The following is a 17,001-nucleotide window of genomic DNA, read 5'->3' on the forward strand; positions in this document are numbered from 1 at the left end:
TCGCTCATTTGCAGAACACCGCCGTCTTGTAGCGCAGGCTGCCGGCGCTGGACGACTTGCCATTCTCGGCATCCAGCTTGGCTTCGAGTTCCTTGATCGCCTTGCGGATGTCTGCCAGCTCGGCTTCCTGCCGCTGGCGCTGGTCATGCCGGAGGTTTGAGCCCCGCGCGAGGATGCGCGCCTCTGCGGCGTAGTAGGCATCCAATCGCTGTTGGGTGTTCGACATGCTGTAAGGGTTTCAGCATGTCGAGTTTCATTCATGGCAAACGTGAAACTATTTTCAGCCGCGCAGAATCAGGCGGCCTTGTTCTTCCTTGTTCGCTTGTTCGGGTGGTATCGATACGCGGTGACGCGACTGCACCCATGCTGCTCCACGATCTCCTGGATCGTCTTTCCGCGGCGCCAATCCTCGGCGATTGCTTCACCGTCTATGGCTTTGGATGCCTTGTAGGTCACCCGCTTGCCGGCCAGCATGTCGAGCTGCACACGGCACAACGTATCGGCCAGCTGCAGGGCCTGGTGAGCAGGCAACCCCGCCACCGCCGTCCGGAGATTGGCGGCGAAGGCATCGCGCAGGGCGTCGGTCAGTTCTTCGGCTTTGGTGTCTTCGGCCATGGTGCTCTCACTGTGGGTCAACCCAGCCCGCGCGACGGCGGGCCGGTCGGGTGGGCGTGGCGACTCGCGCCGGGCGGGCGGCGGTGGAAGATGTTTCACGGGAATCATTCGCCGGCACCTTGCCAGCGCGGTCGAGGATCTGCGCCTCGCGGGCGTCCCACTGGGCGCGGGTCCAGCGGTGCAGGCGCAGTTCGGGGTGGTGCGTGGCGGCGTAGCCGTAGTCCCACGTATCGAGGGGTTCGTTGCGGGGGGCGCCGCGGCGCTTCTCGAAGCGGTTCTTCTGGGGGTTGTAGGTCTCGGCGACGAGACCACCGAAGTAGGTGTCGTCGAGCTGGTCGCTGAAGCGGATCAACCGGTCATCCGGGGCCTTGTCCGCATCGGTGGACAGGCGACTGTAGAGCAAGTGCTTGATCGCGACGGTACCGACGGCGTGAATGTGGATGCCGCGCTTGTCGAGCTGACCGCGCCAGTTGATGTCCTGCAGTTTGCCCTTGCCAAGCACCGGGGCGTTGTTCGGCACGGCGCCAAAGATGGCGAGCAAACGACGGACGAGGCGCTTGCGTACGTAGGCTTTGACAGCCTCGGTGCGGTGGCCGCCGATGTCGATAGCGGCGGCGTCGAGCGTGAGCCAGCCGCCGCTGGAATGATCAATAGGCTGATTGAGCAGGTCGGTGAGCGCGTCCCAGACGGCGTCCTCGGCCGGGTCCCCGGGCAACTCGATGTAGTCGATGGGCCAGCATTTCTCGCCCCTGCCCCAGCCGAGGATCTGCACGGCGAGACGGTTGTCCTGGGTGTCGATGCCGGCGGTGGCGGCGAGCACCCAGGCGGGCACCGGGCGCAGGGGCAGCGGTTCGGCGCGGTCAGCGATGATGTTGTGCTTGACCGCCCGCATGGCCGGATCCTCGAAGGTTTCGGCGAGGCGGTCGTTGACGAAGGTCTTGAGCTTGGCCGGGTCGCCCTGGGCGTCCTTCCATTCCTGGGCGAGGGTGAGCCAGCGCGGGCCGAGGCCAAACTGGTAGTAGAGGCAGTTGAGGTGATAGCCGCGGAACTTGCGCTCGGGATAGGTAGCCACCCAGCGGCCGAAGGCGATCATCTGGGTCTTGTGGTGCTCGTCGATGCACACGCCGCATTCGCGGCACACGTACCAGGCCTCGGTGACTTCGGTGTTCCAGTGCAGTCCGCCCCACTCCAGCGGTTGCATTTCGCCGCAATGCGGGCACGGCACGTGGTAGCGGCGCTGGTCGGACTTGTCCCAGAGCTGCTTGATGCGGCTGACCCCCTCCATCCCCGGGGTGCTGATGTAGAGCCGCTTGTAGCTGGAAGGGAACGCGGACGTGCGCCCGTCGAGCATCTTGACCGGGTCGTCGCCGGTGCGGAGGTTGGCAGCGAACTCGTCGAGTTCGTCGACGATGAGCACCTTGACGGTAGTCGACTTGAGACGCTGCGGGCTGCCGCCGTGCTCGAGGTACAGCTGGCCGCCGGCGAAGTCCTTGAAGGTGCGCTGGTTGGCGCTGTCGCGGCTGGCGACGCTGGTCAGGGCGCGACGCATGGCCGGGGTTTCGTCGAGCGATGGGTTGAGCTTCTGCACCACCCACTTGTTCATCGACACTTCGCCGGGCAGCGCGACCATGGTCGGCGCCGGGGCGTGGTCCATGACGTAGCCGACCGCATTGATGGCGATCTCGGTCTTGCCGATCTGGATCGGGAACATGCACGCGATGTCGTGCGCGGGGCTGCGCAGGCTCATGCAGTCCATCGGCTCGCGCAGCGGTGGGTTGCGATCGGTCCGCCACTTGCCGGGCTTGGCGCTGCCCTTGGACGAGACCATGCGCTCGGCGTCCGCCCATTGCGACGTGCTGAGCGGCACGCGCGGGGCGATGGCGCGGGCGATGGCCTGAGCGAGGCGGGGGGCGGCGGCGGGGATCATGCGCCCTCCCCTTGCGCTGCCTTTGCGAACTGACGGGACAGCTCGCCGAGGGCGAGCTCGACGGCTTCGACTAGACGCGCGCGCAGTTCGCCCTCGTCCGTGATCGGGGCCAGTTCGGGGGCGAGGTCGTACGGCAGGCCTTCGAGCGTGGTGCGCAGCTGGGTGACGGCGTGGGAGACGGCGGCTTCGACCTGGGCGGACTCGAGCAGCTTGCCTTCGGCGAGGGAGTTCTCGCGCTCGGCGGCGAGAGCCTTGGCGCGCTCGGTGCGCTCGCGCCAGTAGGTGTAGCCGGTGCTGGTTGGCAGGTCGGGCTCGCCCCCGCCCTCCCCTGCCGGTGGAGGCGGTGCAAGCGCCGCGCCGGAGCCGTTGTTGCGGGCGGCGGCATGACGCTCGGCAACGGCGGCCTTGGCCGGATCGCGGGTGTCGGCGATGCGCTGCAGGGACTCTTCGACGCGCACGCGCTTACCGTCGTCGGTGAGCACCAGGCGGCCGGCCTTGCGCAGCTGGGTGACGTAGCCAGGCTTGCAACCGACGATGCCGGCGAACTCGCGGAAGCTGGCGACTTCGGGCTGACTCATTGGGGGGCTCCCTCCTCCTCAGATTTTTCAGGCGTCAGGCGAGTGGGTAGAGGCGCGCGCGCGTGAAAAAGTCTTGTGCGGGGTGTGCGGGAGGGTGTGCGGGCACCTGTGCGGGCTGAAACGCAGACGTGGCGCGGGTGTGCGGGGTGTGCGGGCACATCCCTACGTGTGCGCGCGTGAGGCGTTGTGTTCGGCAAGGGTCGCCGTGCATCGTGCGTGCGTGCGCGTAAGGGACGCACCCCGCACAGCCCGCACAAGCCCGTCCCTGCTGGCTTTCGTGCCCGCACAGGTGTCCGCACAGGAGGCCGCACAGCCCGCACACTCATAACGCGTTGCCCCCTTGTAGTCGGCCACGGCGTTGGCAAAGGCCACGATGTGGTTGCCGAGCCAGGCGTTCTCGGACTCGCCGGGGTCCGGTTCGAAGGGCTGCAGGTAGAGGACGCCGTGCGGGCCGGCGTTGCCCGCCTTGCCGAGGTAGCGCTTGCGGATCGCGCGGACGCCGTGTTTCCGCTCGAGCGCGTTGACGAACTTGTTGGCTGGTGCGGCGCGGTAGTTGAGGCGGCTGCACCAGACGCGGTAGAGCTCATAGACGTCGGTGGTCAGCGCCGGCCTGGGGGTGATGCTGCCGACCTCTCCCTCGAACATTGCGTAGTAGAAGCGCGTGGGGCTGTCGATCGCGAGGTCGATCAGCTTGTCCTTCGCCTCGGTCATGGGTGGGAGCGAGCCGGGGTGGAAGTCGCCGAGGTCGACGCTGAGCAGGAAGTCATGCAGCGCCGCGATGGCGCCGTCCTCAATCTCGGACAGCACGGTGGCGTAGAACGCAGGCTCGCGCTTGGGTGGGGTCCAGATGACGCAGTGGCGGCGGTCGTCTTCATCCAGCACAACCGGCATGGCCTCGTTGGACAGAAACACCAAGTTGAGGTGGTTCTGCTCCCAGTAGGCGGCGAAATTCTTGGGGTTGATGCGGATCCGGTTGCCGGTGATCAGCGACTTGAGCTTGTTCTTGATGTGGAACAGGTCGGAGCGCGCGACCACCTCGTCGGCGATCATGAAGAGCTTGCGGCTGGCCCAGTCGTTGAACTTGTCCTCGACCGCGGCCTGGTCGATCACGTCGCCGTACTGGCCGTAGATCCCCATGATCGACTCGAAGAACACGTTCTTGCCGGTGCCCTGCGGGCCGTGCACGACGATGGTGGTCTTCATCTTCGCGCCGGGATGCTGGATGGGGTATGCGAGCCAGCGCAGCACCCACTGATACAGGCGCTCGGGCTCGCGGTCGTTGCTGCACATGTGGCGCAGCACTTCCAGCAGCTTTTCGCAGCGGCCCGCCTGCGGTGAGGTCGGCCAGCCGGCCCACAGGTTGCAGGTGATTTCAGGGTCATCGCCGCCGGGATCGAAGCCGACTTCACGGATTCGGACGATCTCCCGATCGGGCGCCTCGCACCACGCGCGGTGGATGTCCTTGCGCACGCAGGCATCGCGCATGTCGGACAGCGACATGAGCATGTGCTCCTGCCGGTCGAACACGGCACCGGAATGTGCGTAGACGAGAACGAAGCGGCCGAGCAGCTCGCCGACGGATTGCATCGGCCGCAGCTTTTCGCTACCCCCGCCCCCCTGTGTTACGGGTGCAGGCGCGCGGGCGGTACCCGGCTGCCATTGCAATTCCGAGAGGCGGGCTTCGATCTGGACGCGGACGACATGCAGGCCTTCCTCGGCGTGCAGGTCGTTGAAGTCGGTCAGCTTGTGGCCGCGGTCGAGGAACTGCTTGCGGCGGTCGTCCTCGTCGTCGAAGCGCGGGGCGACGAAGGCGCCGTTGACCTCGAGCGCGGCGGTGCTGGCGCCTGTGATGCCGGCGTTGTCGGCGCGGTGGTCGGCGCCGCACTCGGGGCAGGTTTTCGGATGCTCGGTCAGCACCAGGCGCGCCTTGCACTCGCGGCACTTCTGCAGGGTGTCGTCGTCGGCGCAGATCAGGACGCGGGTGGAGCGGTAGCGTTTGTGCAGCGCGGCGGCGACAGGCCAGAGGTTGCCGGCGTCGAACGCGACCGCGACGGGGTAGCCGGTGGCCATGTGCAGGGTGGCGGCGGTGGCGTAGCCCTCTGCCACCAGCACCACCGACTGCGGGCTGCCGATCAGGTGATAGTGGCCCTTCTTGACCAGGCCGGGCGGCCAAAATTCCTTCGCGGGACGGCGCTTGGCCTCGGCCTGTTTCGCCGATCGCAGGATCTGCAGGCCGTGGATCTGTCCGGTGCTGTCGAGCATCGGCACGATCGCCTCGCCGGCACTGCCGTAGCGCACCCCGTAGCCCTGGACCAGCTTGCGGGCAAGGTAGTCGGATTCGCCGTCTTCGCTGGCTCGCCCCCAGGCGGCAGTGGCGCGGGCGGCGGCGCGGGCGGCGGTGGCGCGGCGGGCTGCCTCGACGCGCTTTCGGTCTTCGGCCAGGCGGCGGCGGAGGGCGTCGCGTTGTTCCGGCGTGATCTCACGCTTGCGCAGCTCGACCTTGTGCGCATTGTTGTCGTTGCCCTGCCAGATGCCATAGCTGCCGACGATGAGCAGGTCGCCGCCGGGAGCTTGCAGCTCGTGCAGCATGTACCAGCCGCGCCGCTCGCGCCCGCCCCCCTCGACTCGGCACCGGACCATCCGTCCGACCTCGAGCGTATCGACGAACAGACCCGCGGATCGGAGCTGGTCGAGTACGTCATCGTAGTTGGCTGCTGACATCAAGCGTCTCAGAGTTGTTTGCGAAATGCGGTTGGATCGGTATTAGTCGAGCGGCGACGCCAATGCCGCCGGGAAACAATCCAGATTTCAGTAACTTACGAAGCCACTAACTACCCGGCTTTTGCGGCCGTGCTACCCGCATCAGGGGACCCCCGGGGAGGACCCGCACCGGCCCTCCCGTTCATATTTCGAGGCGACGACCGAGGCCGCATCGCTGCGCGATCGCGCGCGCGCCACCTGACCCACCGGGGAGTTGGGGTCAGGCTTGTGGCGGGTTGCGTCATCTGCCGACCTCGCGAAGCGGCAACGCACCCTGCCGGGTACGGCGCGCATCGTCTTCCTCTGCCCACTGGGCGCGCTCGGCCATAGCCTGTTCGTGGGTGATGCCGGTGGCCGGGCCGTACAGCGCGGCCATCGCCTGGGCGAGGCCGGCGCGGGAGGTATCACTGGCCGGGCGCGTGGGGCGACGGTCGAACCTGCGCACTCCTCGCGGCAGTCGCTGGCGGGCGGCCATGGTCAAAGGCCCATGTCCAGACCGGCCGCGCGCATGGCCTCGCCCATCTGATCGGCCAGCCACTTGACCTTGGCCAGCGCCTCCTGCCGGCTGACCTCGGGGTCGCGCAGGTACTTGGCCACCAGGTACAGCACCGGCGTGGTGTCGCCGGTCTTCTCGATGTAGCGCTCCAGTTCGTCGACGCTGAACTTGCGGCGGTCGCTGCCGCTGAGCGCCTCGCTCAAGTGCGACGTCGAACGATCGATCTTCGCGGCCACCGCCTCCACGCCGCGCTGGTACACCCCGGCTGCGATGCAGGTCTTCAGCGAGCTGTGCCGGGCCGCTAGCCCGGGCTCGAAGTTCAGCGTGAGCTGCTGCAGTGGTGGCGTCATTGGGTCAGCCCGACAGTCATGGGGAAGCAGGGGGAGGAGTACTTCCCCCTGCTTCCCGCTGGCAGGCCCACAAAATGGCAGGCATGGACAACACCACCCTGCCCCCGCGAGACGTCACCCTCACAGCCCTGCGTGACCTGCAGGGCCGCCTGGTCGCCGTGCTGTTCCAGGTGGCGCCGGCCCCCGGTGTAGGCTGGGTGTGCCAACACACCAACCCGACCGGAGACCGGCATGACGGAAATCGCGCTATCGACAGATCGCAGGATGCTGACCCTACGCATTGCGACACCGCTCGATGCCCAACAGGTCGAACAGCTGATTCACGACCTTGCGGACGCGCGGCAGGACATGACACCGGAGCCAGCCCAGTCCTTTGCAGAGGCAGCAGCTACCGATGCGCTCCTCCTGGATCTGGGCAAACCGCTGGTGAGGTTCCAACCCAATGGCACCGACGTGGACCTGATCTTCCGGACCGCCGGCCTCGGCTGGGCCACGATGCAGCTTGCCCGCGCGACTGTTCTCAACCTTCCGTTGCTGCTCGGCGAGGAACTGCCGGATCGTCGTCGACCGCAGTGAGCTTGGCCAGCCGGGGTGCTCTATGAAGAGCGTCCCGGCAGCGAAGGTTCGTATCGTGGTGACGGCGATCCGATCGGATTGGATATCGAGGCCAATAACCATGTCAGGCGGCCTCCTGGTCTTCTGCCGGCGGAGTGTCCGTGGCTTCCGGCACTGCACCGAAGACATCTGGCTTCAACACGAACCGGAGCTTGAGCGCGTGGCGCTCATCGATGGGGCCGTCGGGCCACTGGTAGACCGCCGAAGGGGTGATCTTCAGCGCACGGGCCAGAGCAGCGGCGTTGCCGCCGAAAGCCTCGATCGCCTGCGCCTTGCTAATGACTGGGATGTCCATGCGGGCGCAGTGTAAGTCTACTTACACGAAAGATGCAAGCTCACTTACACGCGCCGCGCATAAGCTGGCTTATATGTCGATGACACTGGCCGAACGCCTGATCCACGCCCGCACCGAGTCCGGTTACTCCGAACCGGCCGTAGTCGCCCGGGCAGCCGGGATCACGCCCTCTGCGCTCTACCAATTGGAGTCAGGGAAGAGCAAATCGCTCAAGGGCCCTACGGCCGCCAAGCTCTCACGGGTCTATCGCAAGTTCCGCACCGAGTGGCTGATTACCGGCCTCGGCCCAATGCACAACGAAACCGTGCGCATCGCTGAACCGGACCCCGCGTGGCCAGCCGTCGCAGGGTCAGAGACCCCACACGGTTACGTTCGCCTTCCATTGCTGAACATGGAGGGGGACATGGGATATGGCACGCACAACGACGATCAGCCCGAAGTCGTGCAGTTCCTGGACGTCGCCGAGTGGTGGGCACAGCAGAAGTTGCCGCGGAACCTTGACCGGGTGAAGGTCATCAGCTCACGCGGTGACAGCATGGCTGGCGTTATCAACCACGGCGACATCGTCTTCGTCGACACCGCCGTCGATCACTTCGCAGGCGAAGGTCTCTACGTCTTCAACTTCCAGGGCCGGGCCCTGATTAAACGACTGGCCCCCAACCTTTTGACCGGAAGGCTCCAGATCGTCTCGGCCAATCCGGCCTATCCACCGCAGGATATTGACCGCGGCGAAATCGACCAACTACACATCGCTGGTCGCGTCGCTGCCTGGTGGACGCTGCGTACTTACTGATCACGGCACGCCCTTGGTTAGACTGGCCTCTTCACGCTCGACGCAAACGCGGGCCATGAAATACAGCCCAGTCACCTGCCCCTCTCGGTTGCATTTCTCGGCGATCTGAACTTCAGCGTGCCTATCGCGCGCCCATTCCCGCGCGGCCGGCTCTTGCTCGTAGCATTGCTCTTCCGCCTTTGGGTCGTTGGATACCTGTCGGATTCGATCGCACGATTCCTTGACGGTACCCACTTCGAACCTTATCGGAGCGCGCGGGACAGGAGCCTTGTCCTGGCACATCGCAACGCTGACGCTGTCGAAGGGGCCGGCTACATCGTCCTGGCGCAGGATCGCGACATCATCCACGACAAGAAAAGACCGGAACCCAACATAGCCGCCATAGCTGTTCTTGGCGTTTACCTCTCCGCATAGCACATCTCGGCCATCGTTCCGATACCGGGCAACATCGCGGAACTGCGCGCTACTCGGGTCTTTCAGCTCTCGCTTGACGCTTTCCTGCGCACGCGCAACGAAAGGATCGGCATCCTGCGCAAAAACGGTAGCGGCCGCGGTTGCCAGCAGCCCAGCCATCAAATAGCCCTTCATCTCCCTTCCCTTTTCATCCACAGCGGCAACTACAGATGCGAGGCCCAATGCGCCTCGCTGATGATCGACACCGGCAACCCTTCATCACGCAGCTGCACCGCCTTCTCGATCTTCCGGCCATAGCTGCTGTGAACCCAGTCGCGCGAGCCAATCTCGCCGATAACTAGGAACCGCATTGCCCGCACCGGGTTCTTCAGCACCGTTCCTCCGCGCTCAATGACGGCGTCGGCCACATTTTTCCGGCTGCCGAAAGCGAACGTCCCGGTCAGCACGAAGCCTGAGCGCACGTCCGGCGAGTCCCACGCGAACCGCGGCTGTGGATCGTCCAGAGGAAGCGCTGTGGAAAGGCTGGCGACCTGTCTCTCGGCCACAAGAGTCTCACCACCGACGAAGGCCGTCAGCGTACCGAGCAGATCGCGCTCCTCATCCGAATCAAGAAACCCGTCCACAAGCGCCGACGACAGCCGGTCGAACAGCACGTTGAACGGGTAGTGTTCCCGGAACTGGCCGTTGCGCTGGATCCAGTCCAACAGGAATTCCGCTTCCTGCTGCGCTAACGCGCCATCTGCCAGCACGCCCCTGCATAACCCCAGCAGCTCGTCAGTCGACCGATCCAACCGCCGCCGCCACGTCATCGCGCCACCCGGTGCACCGTCCTGATAGATGCTCATGAATCCGTCCCAAATTCCCCCTGTTGGCAGACCGTATCAGCCCGTTGTGTAAGTACACTTGCATTCCTTTGTGTAAGTGTGCTTATATTCCCTCGCCGGCTCCCCGAAGGGCCGGCAGGGCACCCGCCCCGGCTGCTACCCACCAGCCACGGCGGTCAAGCCGGGCCAGCGTCCACCCCCTGTGACGCGGCCCGGCCGCCCTTCTCACTCACGAGGAGAGCGTCATGGACCAACAGGCATCTCGCTTCACCCCGGGCATCTGGCTCCCGCGCCATGCGCCGCTGACCATCATCGACCGCACGACCGGGCTGGAATGGACCGCGCGGCCGGTCGGCGGCAAGCGCATGACCCACCAGGAGGCGATCGATGCCTGCGCGGCGCTGGACCTCGACGGCCAGCGCAACTGGCACTTGCCCACGCTGCAGGAGCTGGAATCGCTGCGTGACATCACCCGCTTCGATCCCTGCATCGACACCGATGTCTTCCCCGACTTCCCGTCCAGCTGGTTCTGGACCAGCGATCCGGCGAAGTGGTCCGAGCAGGAGGACGGTTCGTTCTCGGCCGCGTGGGGCGTCGGTTTCTACAACGGCCTCGTCGACGGCTACCCCCGCGGCAGCAACGGGTTCGCGTTGGCGTGCCGGCGTGCCGGTCAGTAGTTGGCCTTTTTGACTTCGACAGGAGCAGCGACATGCGCACCGACCGTGACATCCGCGATTCCGAACTCGAGCGCCAGTACATCGCCGGGCTCGCCACCCTGCCCGTGCCGATGACGCCGGCCTGCACACGCGCCCTGACGCGCACCAGCGCACGCGAGCACATCTACGCCGAGGCGCACCGCAAGTCCGGCGCAGGCAAGGGCCAGACCCCGCGCAGCCCGCGCCGGTGCCGGCTCACCCGCATGGCGCTGCGTGCCGAGGCCAACGCCGCCGATCTGCGGCGGGAGGTGCGCTGATGGGCACCGCATCCGCCACCGTGATCCCGCTGCGGCCGTTCGAGAACGCCCGGCGCCAGGCCGAGCGCATGGCGACGCCGCCGTCCACCCGCAACGTCGTGCGCGCCGTGCTGTACGAACTGCACGCCGGCCGCGACGGCCGCGAGGTCGCCCGCCAGCTGCAGCACGCGCGCATGGCGGCATCGCCGCAAGGCGGTGCTGCATGAGCGCTGTGTTGGAAACACTCCACGAGATGCGCCGGCAACTTCCGCTGGGATCGCAAGACCCGATCACGTTCTTGCGCAAGGCCAACCCACTTGCCGAGCGTGCAGACTCCGCCATCGCCACGGTGGCCGACCTGATCGCGTTCAATCAGAAGGCCGGCCCCATTGCCTCGGCCATCGTGGGTGCCCGCACGCAAGCTGAGGAGATCGCCGCATGCAAGGCGATGGCCAAGCTCTACAACGATGACCTGGATGCCGCCCTCGCGGGCGGTGAAGGCGGTGCCGCACCCAAGCTTTCCGCGTTTGCCCGCGCCTTCGTAGAGAACATCGACGAGTGGGACGGTGAGCCCGCCCCTGGCACGCGCTGGCACAAGGAATACGCCGCAGCCAAGGCGTTGATCGCGCAGAACGAAGGCGGTGCCGCATGACCGCCGCCGAAGTCCACCTGTCGCGCTGGCGCGCCCACAGCGACCGCGAGCAGCTCGCCCCGCTGTCCGAACCCGTCCCCACGCAGGTCACTCGCAACCAGGCCGACATTGAGGCGCAAAAGCAACGCCTTCGCGATGCCACGCCGGTGCGGGCGTACCTACCGACCCACGCACAGGAGCTGTGACAGATGATCTGGATCCTGCTCGCCGTCTACGCCGCGCTATGCCTTGGCTTTGCCTTCGGCATGCTCACCGCCGCCTTCTTCCGCGACCACAACGATTCGGCGTGGGATGGAGCCGGACCACCGCCGCAGGAACAACGGCCAACCCAGCGCGCCGGCTACAACGCCCTGCCGACGTACCCGCGCCCGGCACCGCCCCCTTCGCCGCCACGGAGGCTCTGACCATGATTCAGTACAGCCGCCCGCTGCCGGCGGGCATCACTCCGTGCGACCCGAACCACCATCCACAGTGGGTCGAAACCCGTGGCGCGCCACGCAGCCACCCGGTGGCCAGGCCGTGCCCACCGCACCACCACATCGAGTGCCACCGCTGCGGCATCGCCACCGTGCCCAGCCCCAGCCGCGCCATCACCGAGGCCCGCTGGCACGACCCCAGCGCGCACATCCCCATCCACGACCTTGCACGTGTCCGCGAGCAGATCGCCGCGGCCGTGGCCAACGCTGCCTGACGGAGTCGCCATGCACGCACAGCGCACCACCACCCCGCTCGAGCGCCGCGCCCTGATCGCCGCGCTGTCATCGCCCACCCACAGTCTGCAACGCACCCGTGCCGGCTACGTCCCCGCCGGCCTCGGCGCCAACACCCGAACCAGCCGCACCCTGCAGGTCGAGACATTCACCTATCGGCTGGTCAGCCGGCTGGAACGCGGCTACCTGGTCAACTTCGACGACGCCGGCCTGCCCTCGCGCGCCACGTTGACCGAGCAGGGCCTGCAACTGGCCCGCACGCTGGCCGCTGCGGATGCGGCGAAGGCGGGTGTGGCGTGATCACAGAGGCCATAACCGCTGTCATCCGCTGGGCACGCCGCCGCGGCCCCGACTTCGTCGTGGGTGGCGCAGAAGACCCGTACCTGCTGCGGTGGTACCTGATCCCGCGCAACCCGCTGTTCAACATCTATCTGCATTGCTTCCTGCGCGATGACGACGACCGTGCCCTGCACGACCATCCGTGGTTCTGGTGCAGCGTCTTGCTGCGCGGCACCTACGTCGAGCACACCATCGCTGCCGGAGGCATTCACAGCCGGCGCAAACGGCGCGCCCCCAGCATCAAGGTCAGCAGCCCATGGCGGGCGCATCGCATTGAGCTCGAAAGGGCACCTGCATACCGGATGGCGGTGGGCTCGGTAGGCCCAAGCCTGCCTGCGTGGACGCTCTTCATCACCGGCCCACGAATCCGAAGCTGGGGCTTTCACTGCCCCGAACAGGGCTGGGTCCACTGGCGTAAGTTCACCGACCCCAATGACACCGGCCGCACCGGCCCGGGCTGTGGCGATGCAACGGGTGCGCAGGCGGGTGGCGCATGACCAAGCCCCGCACCCAAGGCCGTGCCGACGCCGTCCGCGACTACCTGCGCGCCCATCCGCGCGGCGCCACCTTCCGCGAACTGCTCGACGCCATAGAGCCCGGCGCCAAGGCCAACAACATGGCCGCCTACCTGGCCAACGCGGTCAAGCGCGGCAAGCTGGACAAGCGCGGGCTGCGCTTCGCTGCCAACGCCCGCACCTTCACCGATGGCCGCAGCGACCCGCAGACAGCACCCGCCAAGCAGCGCAAGGCCAAGCCCGCGCAGGGCACGCAGCACGCCGGGTGCGCCGCAGAAATCGCCAGGGTGAAAAAAGCACGCACGCCCAAGCCCCAGCCGACGCCCGAGGCATCGGTGCCCATCGCGCGCGCCTTCCGGACCAGCCTGGCAATCCACGTGCCCGGCATCGAGGCCCGCCGCCCGGCACGTGAAGCAATCGCCGCCGACGTGGCCGCCTTCATCGCTGCAGGCGGTGTGATCCAACGCTTCGCCCCCGGCGAAACCGCCGAATCCGTGCGCGAGAAGGAAGCCCGCCTCGCGAACGAGTACGGCCGCACCCGCAACCTCCGCGCCAGGCGCGCCGCTTGAGGACCCCCGCATGTATGACCACGACACACCCATGAGCGGCCCCGACCAGCTCGACGCCCTCGCCGACCAGACCGAAGGCCAGGGCCTGCAGGTCACCGCCGAAGCACTGCGCGGCATGGCCCGCCAGTGGCGCCGCGACCGGCACGCGCTGGAGAACGCCGAAGCGGAGCTGGTCACCGTCAACCGCGAGGCGACCGCCTTTGTCCGGCGCGGCAAAGAGCTGCTCGCCCAGATCACCCACTCCAACAGCTGAGGCTCCCATGGAAGAACTGAAACTTCTCATTGGTCTGGTCAAAGACCTGCCCGCCATGGCCATCTGGGTCCTGGTGCTCTTCTTCGCCTACAAGGTCTGCATCATCGGCAGCATCTACGGCGTCATCCGCTTCTGCGTCGACCGCCTGCACAACTGGCTGGTCACCCCCAAGCACGAGCTGATCAAGGTCGACGTCGAAGGACACCTGCGCGGCGTGTGCATCACCACCGACGGTTCCCACGAAGCCCTGTACGCACAGCTGGACCGCATCCGCGGCAAGGGCACTCGCATCGACTCCAAATACATCCATGGCTGCAGTGTGGAATGGCTCCGCAAGGCTATCGACGCCCAGGAAGCCGCCGACCGCGTGGCCGCCACCACCGAACCCCGCCGCGCCGCGGCCTGACATAGGACACCCGCCCCATGACCCAAATCACCATCGAAGTCGGCGACGTGCGTATCACCGTCCCGGAGCAGACCACGGCCATCACCGTCGAGTCCGCCATCCGTTCGGCAGTTGCCTCCACTCGCCCGACATTCTTCCGCGCCGCTAACGCACAGGTGCTTGCTGACAACATGGCCGCTGGCCTCAGCTTCACCAAGGTCAGCGACCGTGGTGTCTACCTCATCCCGGCAGATGCGGCGAACGTAGATCACGTCGCCGTCATCGACCACACCACCGGGCTGATGTGGGCCGTCGAATCGCTCGGCGACGAGGACAACCCCGACGACGGGTTCGCCCACGACCACGCCGTGCAACGGTGCAAGGACCTGCGCCTGCTCGGCTTCGACGACTGGTACCTACCCTCGCGCGCAGAGCTGATCACCCTGATCGACGACACCCGTCATGACCCCGCGATCGACACCGATGCCTTCCCGCGCGTGAAGCCGCGCTGGCACTGGACCAACACACCCGCCAAGTGGTCGGAGAAGCCTGAGGGTTCGTTCTCGGCCGCGTGGGACGTCAATTTCTTCCTCGGCGGCGTCGGCAACGACCACCGCAGCGGCAGCGGGTTCGCGTTGGCGTGCCGGCGTGCCGGTCAGTAGTTGGCCCTTTTGCCCATCCCACAGGACACCAAGAACATGACCCAACCCAAGATGATCAAGATTGCCGCCGACGGCGCGCAGCTCCCCGACGACGCCACCGAGTGGGTGGCCGTCTTCCTGCCCGAGCACGACATCACCTTCACCAAGACCAGCGTTGTCGACAGCGACGTGCCGCACGAACAGTGCGAAGCCGCGTGCAAGGCGCTCACGCTGGCCGGCCACAGCGACTGGGACCTGCCGACGATCGACGAGCTGCAGCTCCTGGTGGACCGCACCCGGTACAGCCCTGCGGCTTACGTCGACTACTTCCAGATCGAGAGCGACTGGTACTGGAGCAAGACCCCGGCGAAGTGGTCGGAGAAGGCTGAGGGTTCGTTCTCGGCCGCGTGGTTCGTCCTTTTCAGCCTCGGCTACGTCAGCAGCGGCCTCCGCGGCAACGGCGGGTTCGCGTTGGCGTGCCGGCGTGCCGGCGTGCCGGTCAGTAGTTTGATTTTGGCCTAGCGTCCGATGACCTCCCGCTTCCAGCCCCCGCCCATCATCAAGGCCTGCGAACGCCTGCTCGTGGACATCGAGCAGGCGGTGGGCAACTTTCACCGCAAGTACCGCTACCACATCGGTCTGGAGTTGCGCCGGCAGGCGATGACGATCTACACCACCGCCAACCGCGCGTGGCGTGATACGCCGCACCAGCGGCGGTGGGTTGAGGCGCTGGTGTGGGAGGTCGACGCCCTTAAACAGCACATGCAGGTCGCAAAGCTGTTGCGCGCCTTCACCAGCTTCCGCCAGTTCGAACACCTTGCACGCCAGGCCGAGGGCCTGGGCGCACAGGTGGGCGGCTGGCGCAAGAGCTTCACACACCCCCATGCCCAGAATGCACAAGCCCGCCCGGGTGTCGTGCAGCGTGGCCAGAAACTGAGTACCCGTGCCGCCTCCATGGGGGCCAACCGATGACGAAGCCCCGCTACCACCACGGATGCGGTGCCGGGTCGCAAGCGCACGGGGATGCGGCTGAGGGTTCGTTCTCGGCCGCGTGGAACGTCAATTTCAACAACGGCAACGTCAACAACAACCACCGCAACAACAACGGGTTCGCGTTGGCGTGCCGGCGTGCCGGTGAGTTTCAGGGGGAACAAGCGGTCGACCTGCAGGCGTTGTACCGCGCATGGCGGCGGGCACGCCGCCAGAAGGTGCCCAGCTTCAACCAGCTCCACTTCGAACGCGACTGGATGTGCGGCCTGCTGCAGCTGCAGCGCGAGCTGCAGGGCGGCACCTGGTCACCGCGCCCGTCCACGTGCTTCATCGCCACCCGGCCCAAGGCGCGCGAAATCCACGCGCCCGACTTCGCCGACCGCGTCGTCCACCACTGGCTGGTGCCGCAGCTCGAGGCGATCCACGAGCCGGCCTTCATCCACGACAGCTACGCCAACCGCAAGGGCAAGGGCAGCCACGCCGCCGTGCGCCGCGCCCAGGCCTTCGCCAGACAGGTCCACAGCGGACAGGGCGACGGCTGGTACCTGCAGTTGGACATCAGCAACTTCTTCAACCGCATCCACCGGCCCACGCTGTGGCGCCTGCTGCGCGAGCGCATGCAACGCGCCGGACTGCCCATGCCCGTGCAACGTGCCACGCACGCCCTGCTGCGCCACTCGCCGCTGCATGCCGGCGTGCGATACCGCGCCACCGCGGCTGAGCGCGCCCAGGTCCCGGCCCACAAGCGGCTTGAGAACGCCCCGCCCGGCCGTGGCTTGCCGATCGGCAACCTGTCGTCGCAGTTCTTCGCCAATGTCTACCTCGACCGCCTCGACCAGTTCGCCAAGCACATCCTCAAGGCCCAGCGCTACCTGCGCTACGTCGACGACTTCGTGTTTTTACACCGCGATCGAGGCGTGCTGGAGCAGTGGCTGGCGCAGGTCGAGCGCTTCATCGCCGACGAGCTGCAGCTGAGCCTGAAGCCTGACATCCGCCTGCGTCGGCTGACCGACGGCCTCGACTTCCTCGGCTACATCATCCGCCCCACCCACACGCTGGCGCGGCGCCGCGTCGTCGCCCATGCCCGCCAGGCCCTGGCCGAATGGGAAGGCACCCACGTCCGCGGCCGCACCCTGCGCGGCACCCCCGACGACTTCCGCCAGATCCGCAGCCGCGTGGCCAGCTACACCGGCCACCTGCAACACGCCAGCAGCCACCGCCTGCACACCGCCCTGCGTCGCCGCTTCCCGTGGATCGACGCAGCTGCCCGCCCGCGCACCTACAGCCATCGGCTCGAAGGGCGCTCCATCACGCATCGCTACTGAGGA

Annotated in this window: 28 protein-coding genes; 18 read left to right on the forward strand and 10 right to left on the reverse strand. The window is 66.8% G+C overall.

From position 1 onward, the window contains the following. Positions 1-4: 4 nt before the first annotated feature. The 7 genes from FKV23_RS12760 to FKV23_RS12790 all read right to left on the reverse strand — a co-directional run bounded on the left by FKV23_RS12760 (position 5) and on the right by FKV23_RS12790 (position 6,726). A complete protein-coding gene (locus tag FKV23_RS12760; RefSeq protein WP_141624189.1) occupies positions 5-226 on the reverse strand; it encodes a hypothetical protein in 222 nt (73 codons plus the stop codon). 68 nt (positions 227-294) lie between these two features. Further along, a complete protein-coding gene (locus FKV23_RS12765) occupies positions 295-615 on the reverse strand; it encodes a hypothetical protein (protein ID WP_141624190.1) in 321 nt (106 codons plus the stop codon). A 7-nt stretch (positions 616-622) separates the two neighbouring features. Next, positions 623-2,542 (reverse strand): phage terminase large subunit family protein, encoded by a 1,920-nt coding sequence (locus FKV23_RS12770; protein ID WP_141624191.1) that lies wholly within the window; start codon positions 2,540-2,542, stop codon positions 623-625. Continuing rightward, on the reverse strand, positions 2,539-3,120 hold the full coding sequence (locus FKV23_RS12775; RefSeq protein ID WP_141624192.1) for a terminase small subunit: 582 nt from the start codon (positions 3,118-3,120) through the stop codon (positions 2,539-2,541). Before FKV23_RS12775 ends, FKV23_RS12770 begins: the two co-directional genes overlap by 4 nt. 162 nt (positions 3,121-3,282) lie before the next feature. Continuing rightward, positions 3,283-5,841, reverse strand: coding sequence for a DUF5906 domain-containing protein (locus FKV23_RS12780; protein WP_141624193.1), 2,559 nt, complete (start codon positions 5,839-5,841; stop codon positions 3,283-3,285). Positions 5,842-6,121: 280 nt separating this feature from the next. Further along, complete coding sequence (locus tag FKV23_RS12785; RefSeq protein ID WP_167285223.1) at positions 6,122-6,361, reverse strand: hypothetical protein; 240 nt, start codon at positions 6,359-6,361, stop codon at positions 6,122-6,124. Next, complete coding sequence (locus FKV23_RS12790; RefSeq protein ID WP_244243998.1) at positions 6,358-6,726, reverse strand: hypothetical protein; 369 nt, start codon at positions 6,724-6,726, stop codon at positions 6,358-6,360. The genes FKV23_RS12785 and FKV23_RS12790 overlap by 4 nt, the downstream gene beginning before the upstream one ends. A gap of 231 nt (positions 6,727-6,957) precedes the next feature. On the opposite strand from FKV23_RS12790, the gene FKV23_RS12795 reads away from it, so the two are divergent. Beyond that, positions 6,958-7,302 (forward strand): hypothetical protein, encoded by a 345-nt coding sequence (locus tag FKV23_RS12795; RefSeq protein ID WP_141624195.1) that lies wholly within the window; start codon positions 6,958-6,960, stop codon positions 7,300-7,302. Positions 7,303-7,405: 103 nt separating this feature from the next. Here the strand turns inward: FKV23_RS12795 and FKV23_RS12800 are convergent, their stop codons facing one another. After that, on the reverse strand, positions 7,406-7,636 hold the full coding sequence (locus FKV23_RS12800) for a Cro/CI family transcriptional regulator (RefSeq protein WP_141624196.1): 231 nt from the start codon (positions 7,634-7,636) through the stop codon (positions 7,406-7,408). A 79-nt stretch (positions 7,637-7,715) separates the two neighbouring features. On the opposite strand from FKV23_RS12800, the gene FKV23_RS12805 reads away from it, so the two are divergent. Beyond that, positions 7,716-8,429: an XRE family transcriptional regulator gene (locus FKV23_RS12805; RefSeq protein WP_167285225.1), complete on the forward strand. Its 714-nt coding sequence runs from the start codon at positions 7,716-7,718 to the stop codon at positions 8,427-8,429. Here FKV23_RS12805 and FKV23_RS12810 read toward each other — a convergent pair whose 3' ends face one another. Together FKV23_RS12810 and FKV23_RS12815 are read right to left on the reverse strand one after the other, a co-directional pair. After that, a complete protein-coding gene (locus tag FKV23_RS12810) occupies positions 8,430-9,017 on the reverse strand; it encodes a hypothetical protein (RefSeq protein WP_141624198.1) in 588 nt (195 codons plus the stop codon). A 29-nt stretch (positions 9,018-9,046) separates the two neighbouring features. After that, positions 9,047-9,688: a BRCT domain-containing protein gene (locus FKV23_RS12815; RefSeq protein WP_141624199.1), complete on the reverse strand. Its 642-nt coding sequence runs from the start codon at positions 9,686-9,688 to the stop codon at positions 9,047-9,049. Positions 9,689-9,912: 224 nt separating this feature from the next. On the opposite strand from FKV23_RS12815, the gene FKV23_RS12820 reads away from it, so the two are divergent. Genes FKV23_RS12820 through FKV23_RS12895 form a run of 16 tightly spaced genes read left to right on the forward strand, consistent with a single transcriptional unit; the run spans position 9,913 to position 16,998 of the window. Continuing rightward, complete coding sequence (locus FKV23_RS12820; RefSeq protein WP_141624200.1) at positions 9,913-10,344, forward strand: Lcl C-terminal domain-containing protein; 432 nt, start codon at positions 9,913-9,915, stop codon at positions 10,342-10,344. Positions 10,345-10,376: 32 nt separating this feature from the next. Beyond that, positions 10,377-10,640, forward strand: a complete 264-nt coding sequence (locus FKV23_RS12825; protein ID WP_141624201.1) for a hypothetical protein — start codon at positions 10,377-10,379, stop codon at positions 10,638-10,640. Further along, positions 10,640-10,846 carry a hypothetical protein gene (locus FKV23_RS12830; protein ID WP_141624202.1) on the forward strand — a complete coding sequence of 69 codons (207 nt, stop codon included), beginning with the start codon at positions 10,640-10,642 and terminating at the stop codon, positions 10,844-10,846. The genes FKV23_RS12825 and FKV23_RS12830 overlap by 1 nt, the downstream gene beginning before the upstream one ends. After that, complete coding sequence (locus FKV23_RS12835; RefSeq protein ID WP_141624203.1) at positions 10,843-11,271, forward strand: hypothetical protein; 429 nt, start codon at positions 10,843-10,845, stop codon at positions 11,269-11,271. Before FKV23_RS12830 ends, FKV23_RS12835 begins: the two co-directional genes overlap by 4 nt. After that, a complete protein-coding gene (locus tag FKV23_RS12840; RefSeq protein ID WP_141624204.1) occupies positions 11,268-11,456 on the forward strand; it encodes a hypothetical protein in 189 nt (62 codons plus the stop codon). Before FKV23_RS12835 ends, FKV23_RS12840 begins: the two co-directional genes overlap by 4 nt. A 3-nt stretch (positions 11,457-11,459) precedes the next feature. Further along, complete coding sequence (locus FKV23_RS12845; protein WP_141624205.1) at positions 11,460-11,675, forward strand: hypothetical protein; 216 nt, start codon at positions 11,460-11,462, stop codon at positions 11,673-11,675. Between the two features lie 2 nt (positions 11,676-11,677). Beyond that, on the forward strand, positions 11,678-11,962 hold the full coding sequence (locus tag FKV23_RS17560) for a hypothetical protein (protein ID WP_244243999.1): 285 nt from the start codon (positions 11,678-11,680) through the stop codon (positions 11,960-11,962). Positions 11,963-11,972: 10 nt separating this feature from the next. Then, positions 11,973-12,281, forward strand: coding sequence for a hypothetical protein (locus tag FKV23_RS12855; RefSeq protein ID WP_141624206.1), 309 nt, complete (start codon positions 11,973-11,975; stop codon positions 12,279-12,281). Beyond that, positions 12,278-12,817 carry a hypothetical protein gene (locus FKV23_RS12860; RefSeq protein WP_141624207.1) on the forward strand — a complete coding sequence of 180 codons (540 nt, stop codon included), beginning with the start codon at positions 12,278-12,280 and terminating at the stop codon, positions 12,815-12,817. The genes FKV23_RS12855 and FKV23_RS12860 overlap by 4 nt, the downstream gene beginning before the upstream one ends. Beyond that, on the forward strand, positions 12,814-13,404 hold the full coding sequence (locus tag FKV23_RS12865) for a hypothetical protein (RefSeq protein ID WP_141624208.1): 591 nt from the start codon (positions 12,814-12,816) through the stop codon (positions 13,402-13,404). Before FKV23_RS12860 ends, FKV23_RS12865 begins: the two co-directional genes overlap by 4 nt. Before the next feature lie 31 nt (positions 13,405-13,435). Continuing rightward, complete coding sequence (locus FKV23_RS12870; RefSeq protein WP_141624209.1) at positions 13,436-13,657, forward strand: hypothetical protein; 222 nt, start codon at positions 13,436-13,438, stop codon at positions 13,655-13,657. 7 nt (positions 13,658-13,664) lie between these two features. Further along, positions 13,665-14,063: a hypothetical protein gene (locus tag FKV23_RS12875; RefSeq protein WP_141624210.1), complete on the forward strand. Its 399-nt coding sequence runs from the start codon at positions 13,665-13,667 to the stop codon at positions 14,061-14,063. Positions 14,064-14,080: 17 nt separating this feature from the next. Further along, positions 14,081-14,704 carry an Lcl C-terminal domain-containing protein gene (locus FKV23_RS12880; protein ID WP_141624211.1) on the forward strand — a complete coding sequence of 208 codons (624 nt, stop codon included), beginning with the start codon at positions 14,081-14,083 and terminating at the stop codon, positions 14,702-14,704. 36 nt (positions 14,705-14,740) lie between these two features. Beyond that, complete coding sequence (locus FKV23_RS12885) at positions 14,741-15,205, forward strand: Lcl C-terminal domain-containing protein (protein ID WP_141624212.1); 465 nt, start codon at positions 14,741-14,743, stop codon at positions 15,203-15,205. A gap of 6 nt (positions 15,206-15,211) precedes the next feature. Then, complete coding sequence (locus tag FKV23_RS12890; protein ID WP_141624213.1) at positions 15,212-15,655, forward strand: four helix bundle protein; 444 nt, start codon at positions 15,212-15,214, stop codon at positions 15,653-15,655. Continuing rightward, on the forward strand, positions 15,652-16,998 hold the full coding sequence (locus FKV23_RS12895) for an RNA-directed DNA polymerase (RefSeq protein WP_141624214.1): 1,347 nt from the start codon (positions 15,652-15,654) through the stop codon (positions 16,996-16,998). The genes FKV23_RS12890 and FKV23_RS12895 overlap by 4 nt, the downstream gene beginning before the upstream one ends. Positions 16,999-17,001: the final 3 nt, after the last annotated feature.

It is taken from the genome of Lysobacter alkalisoli (assembly GCF_006547045.1).
Classification (GTDB): Bacteria; Pseudomonadota; Gammaproteobacteria; order Xanthomonadales; family Xanthomonadaceae; genus Marilutibacter; species Marilutibacter alkalisoli.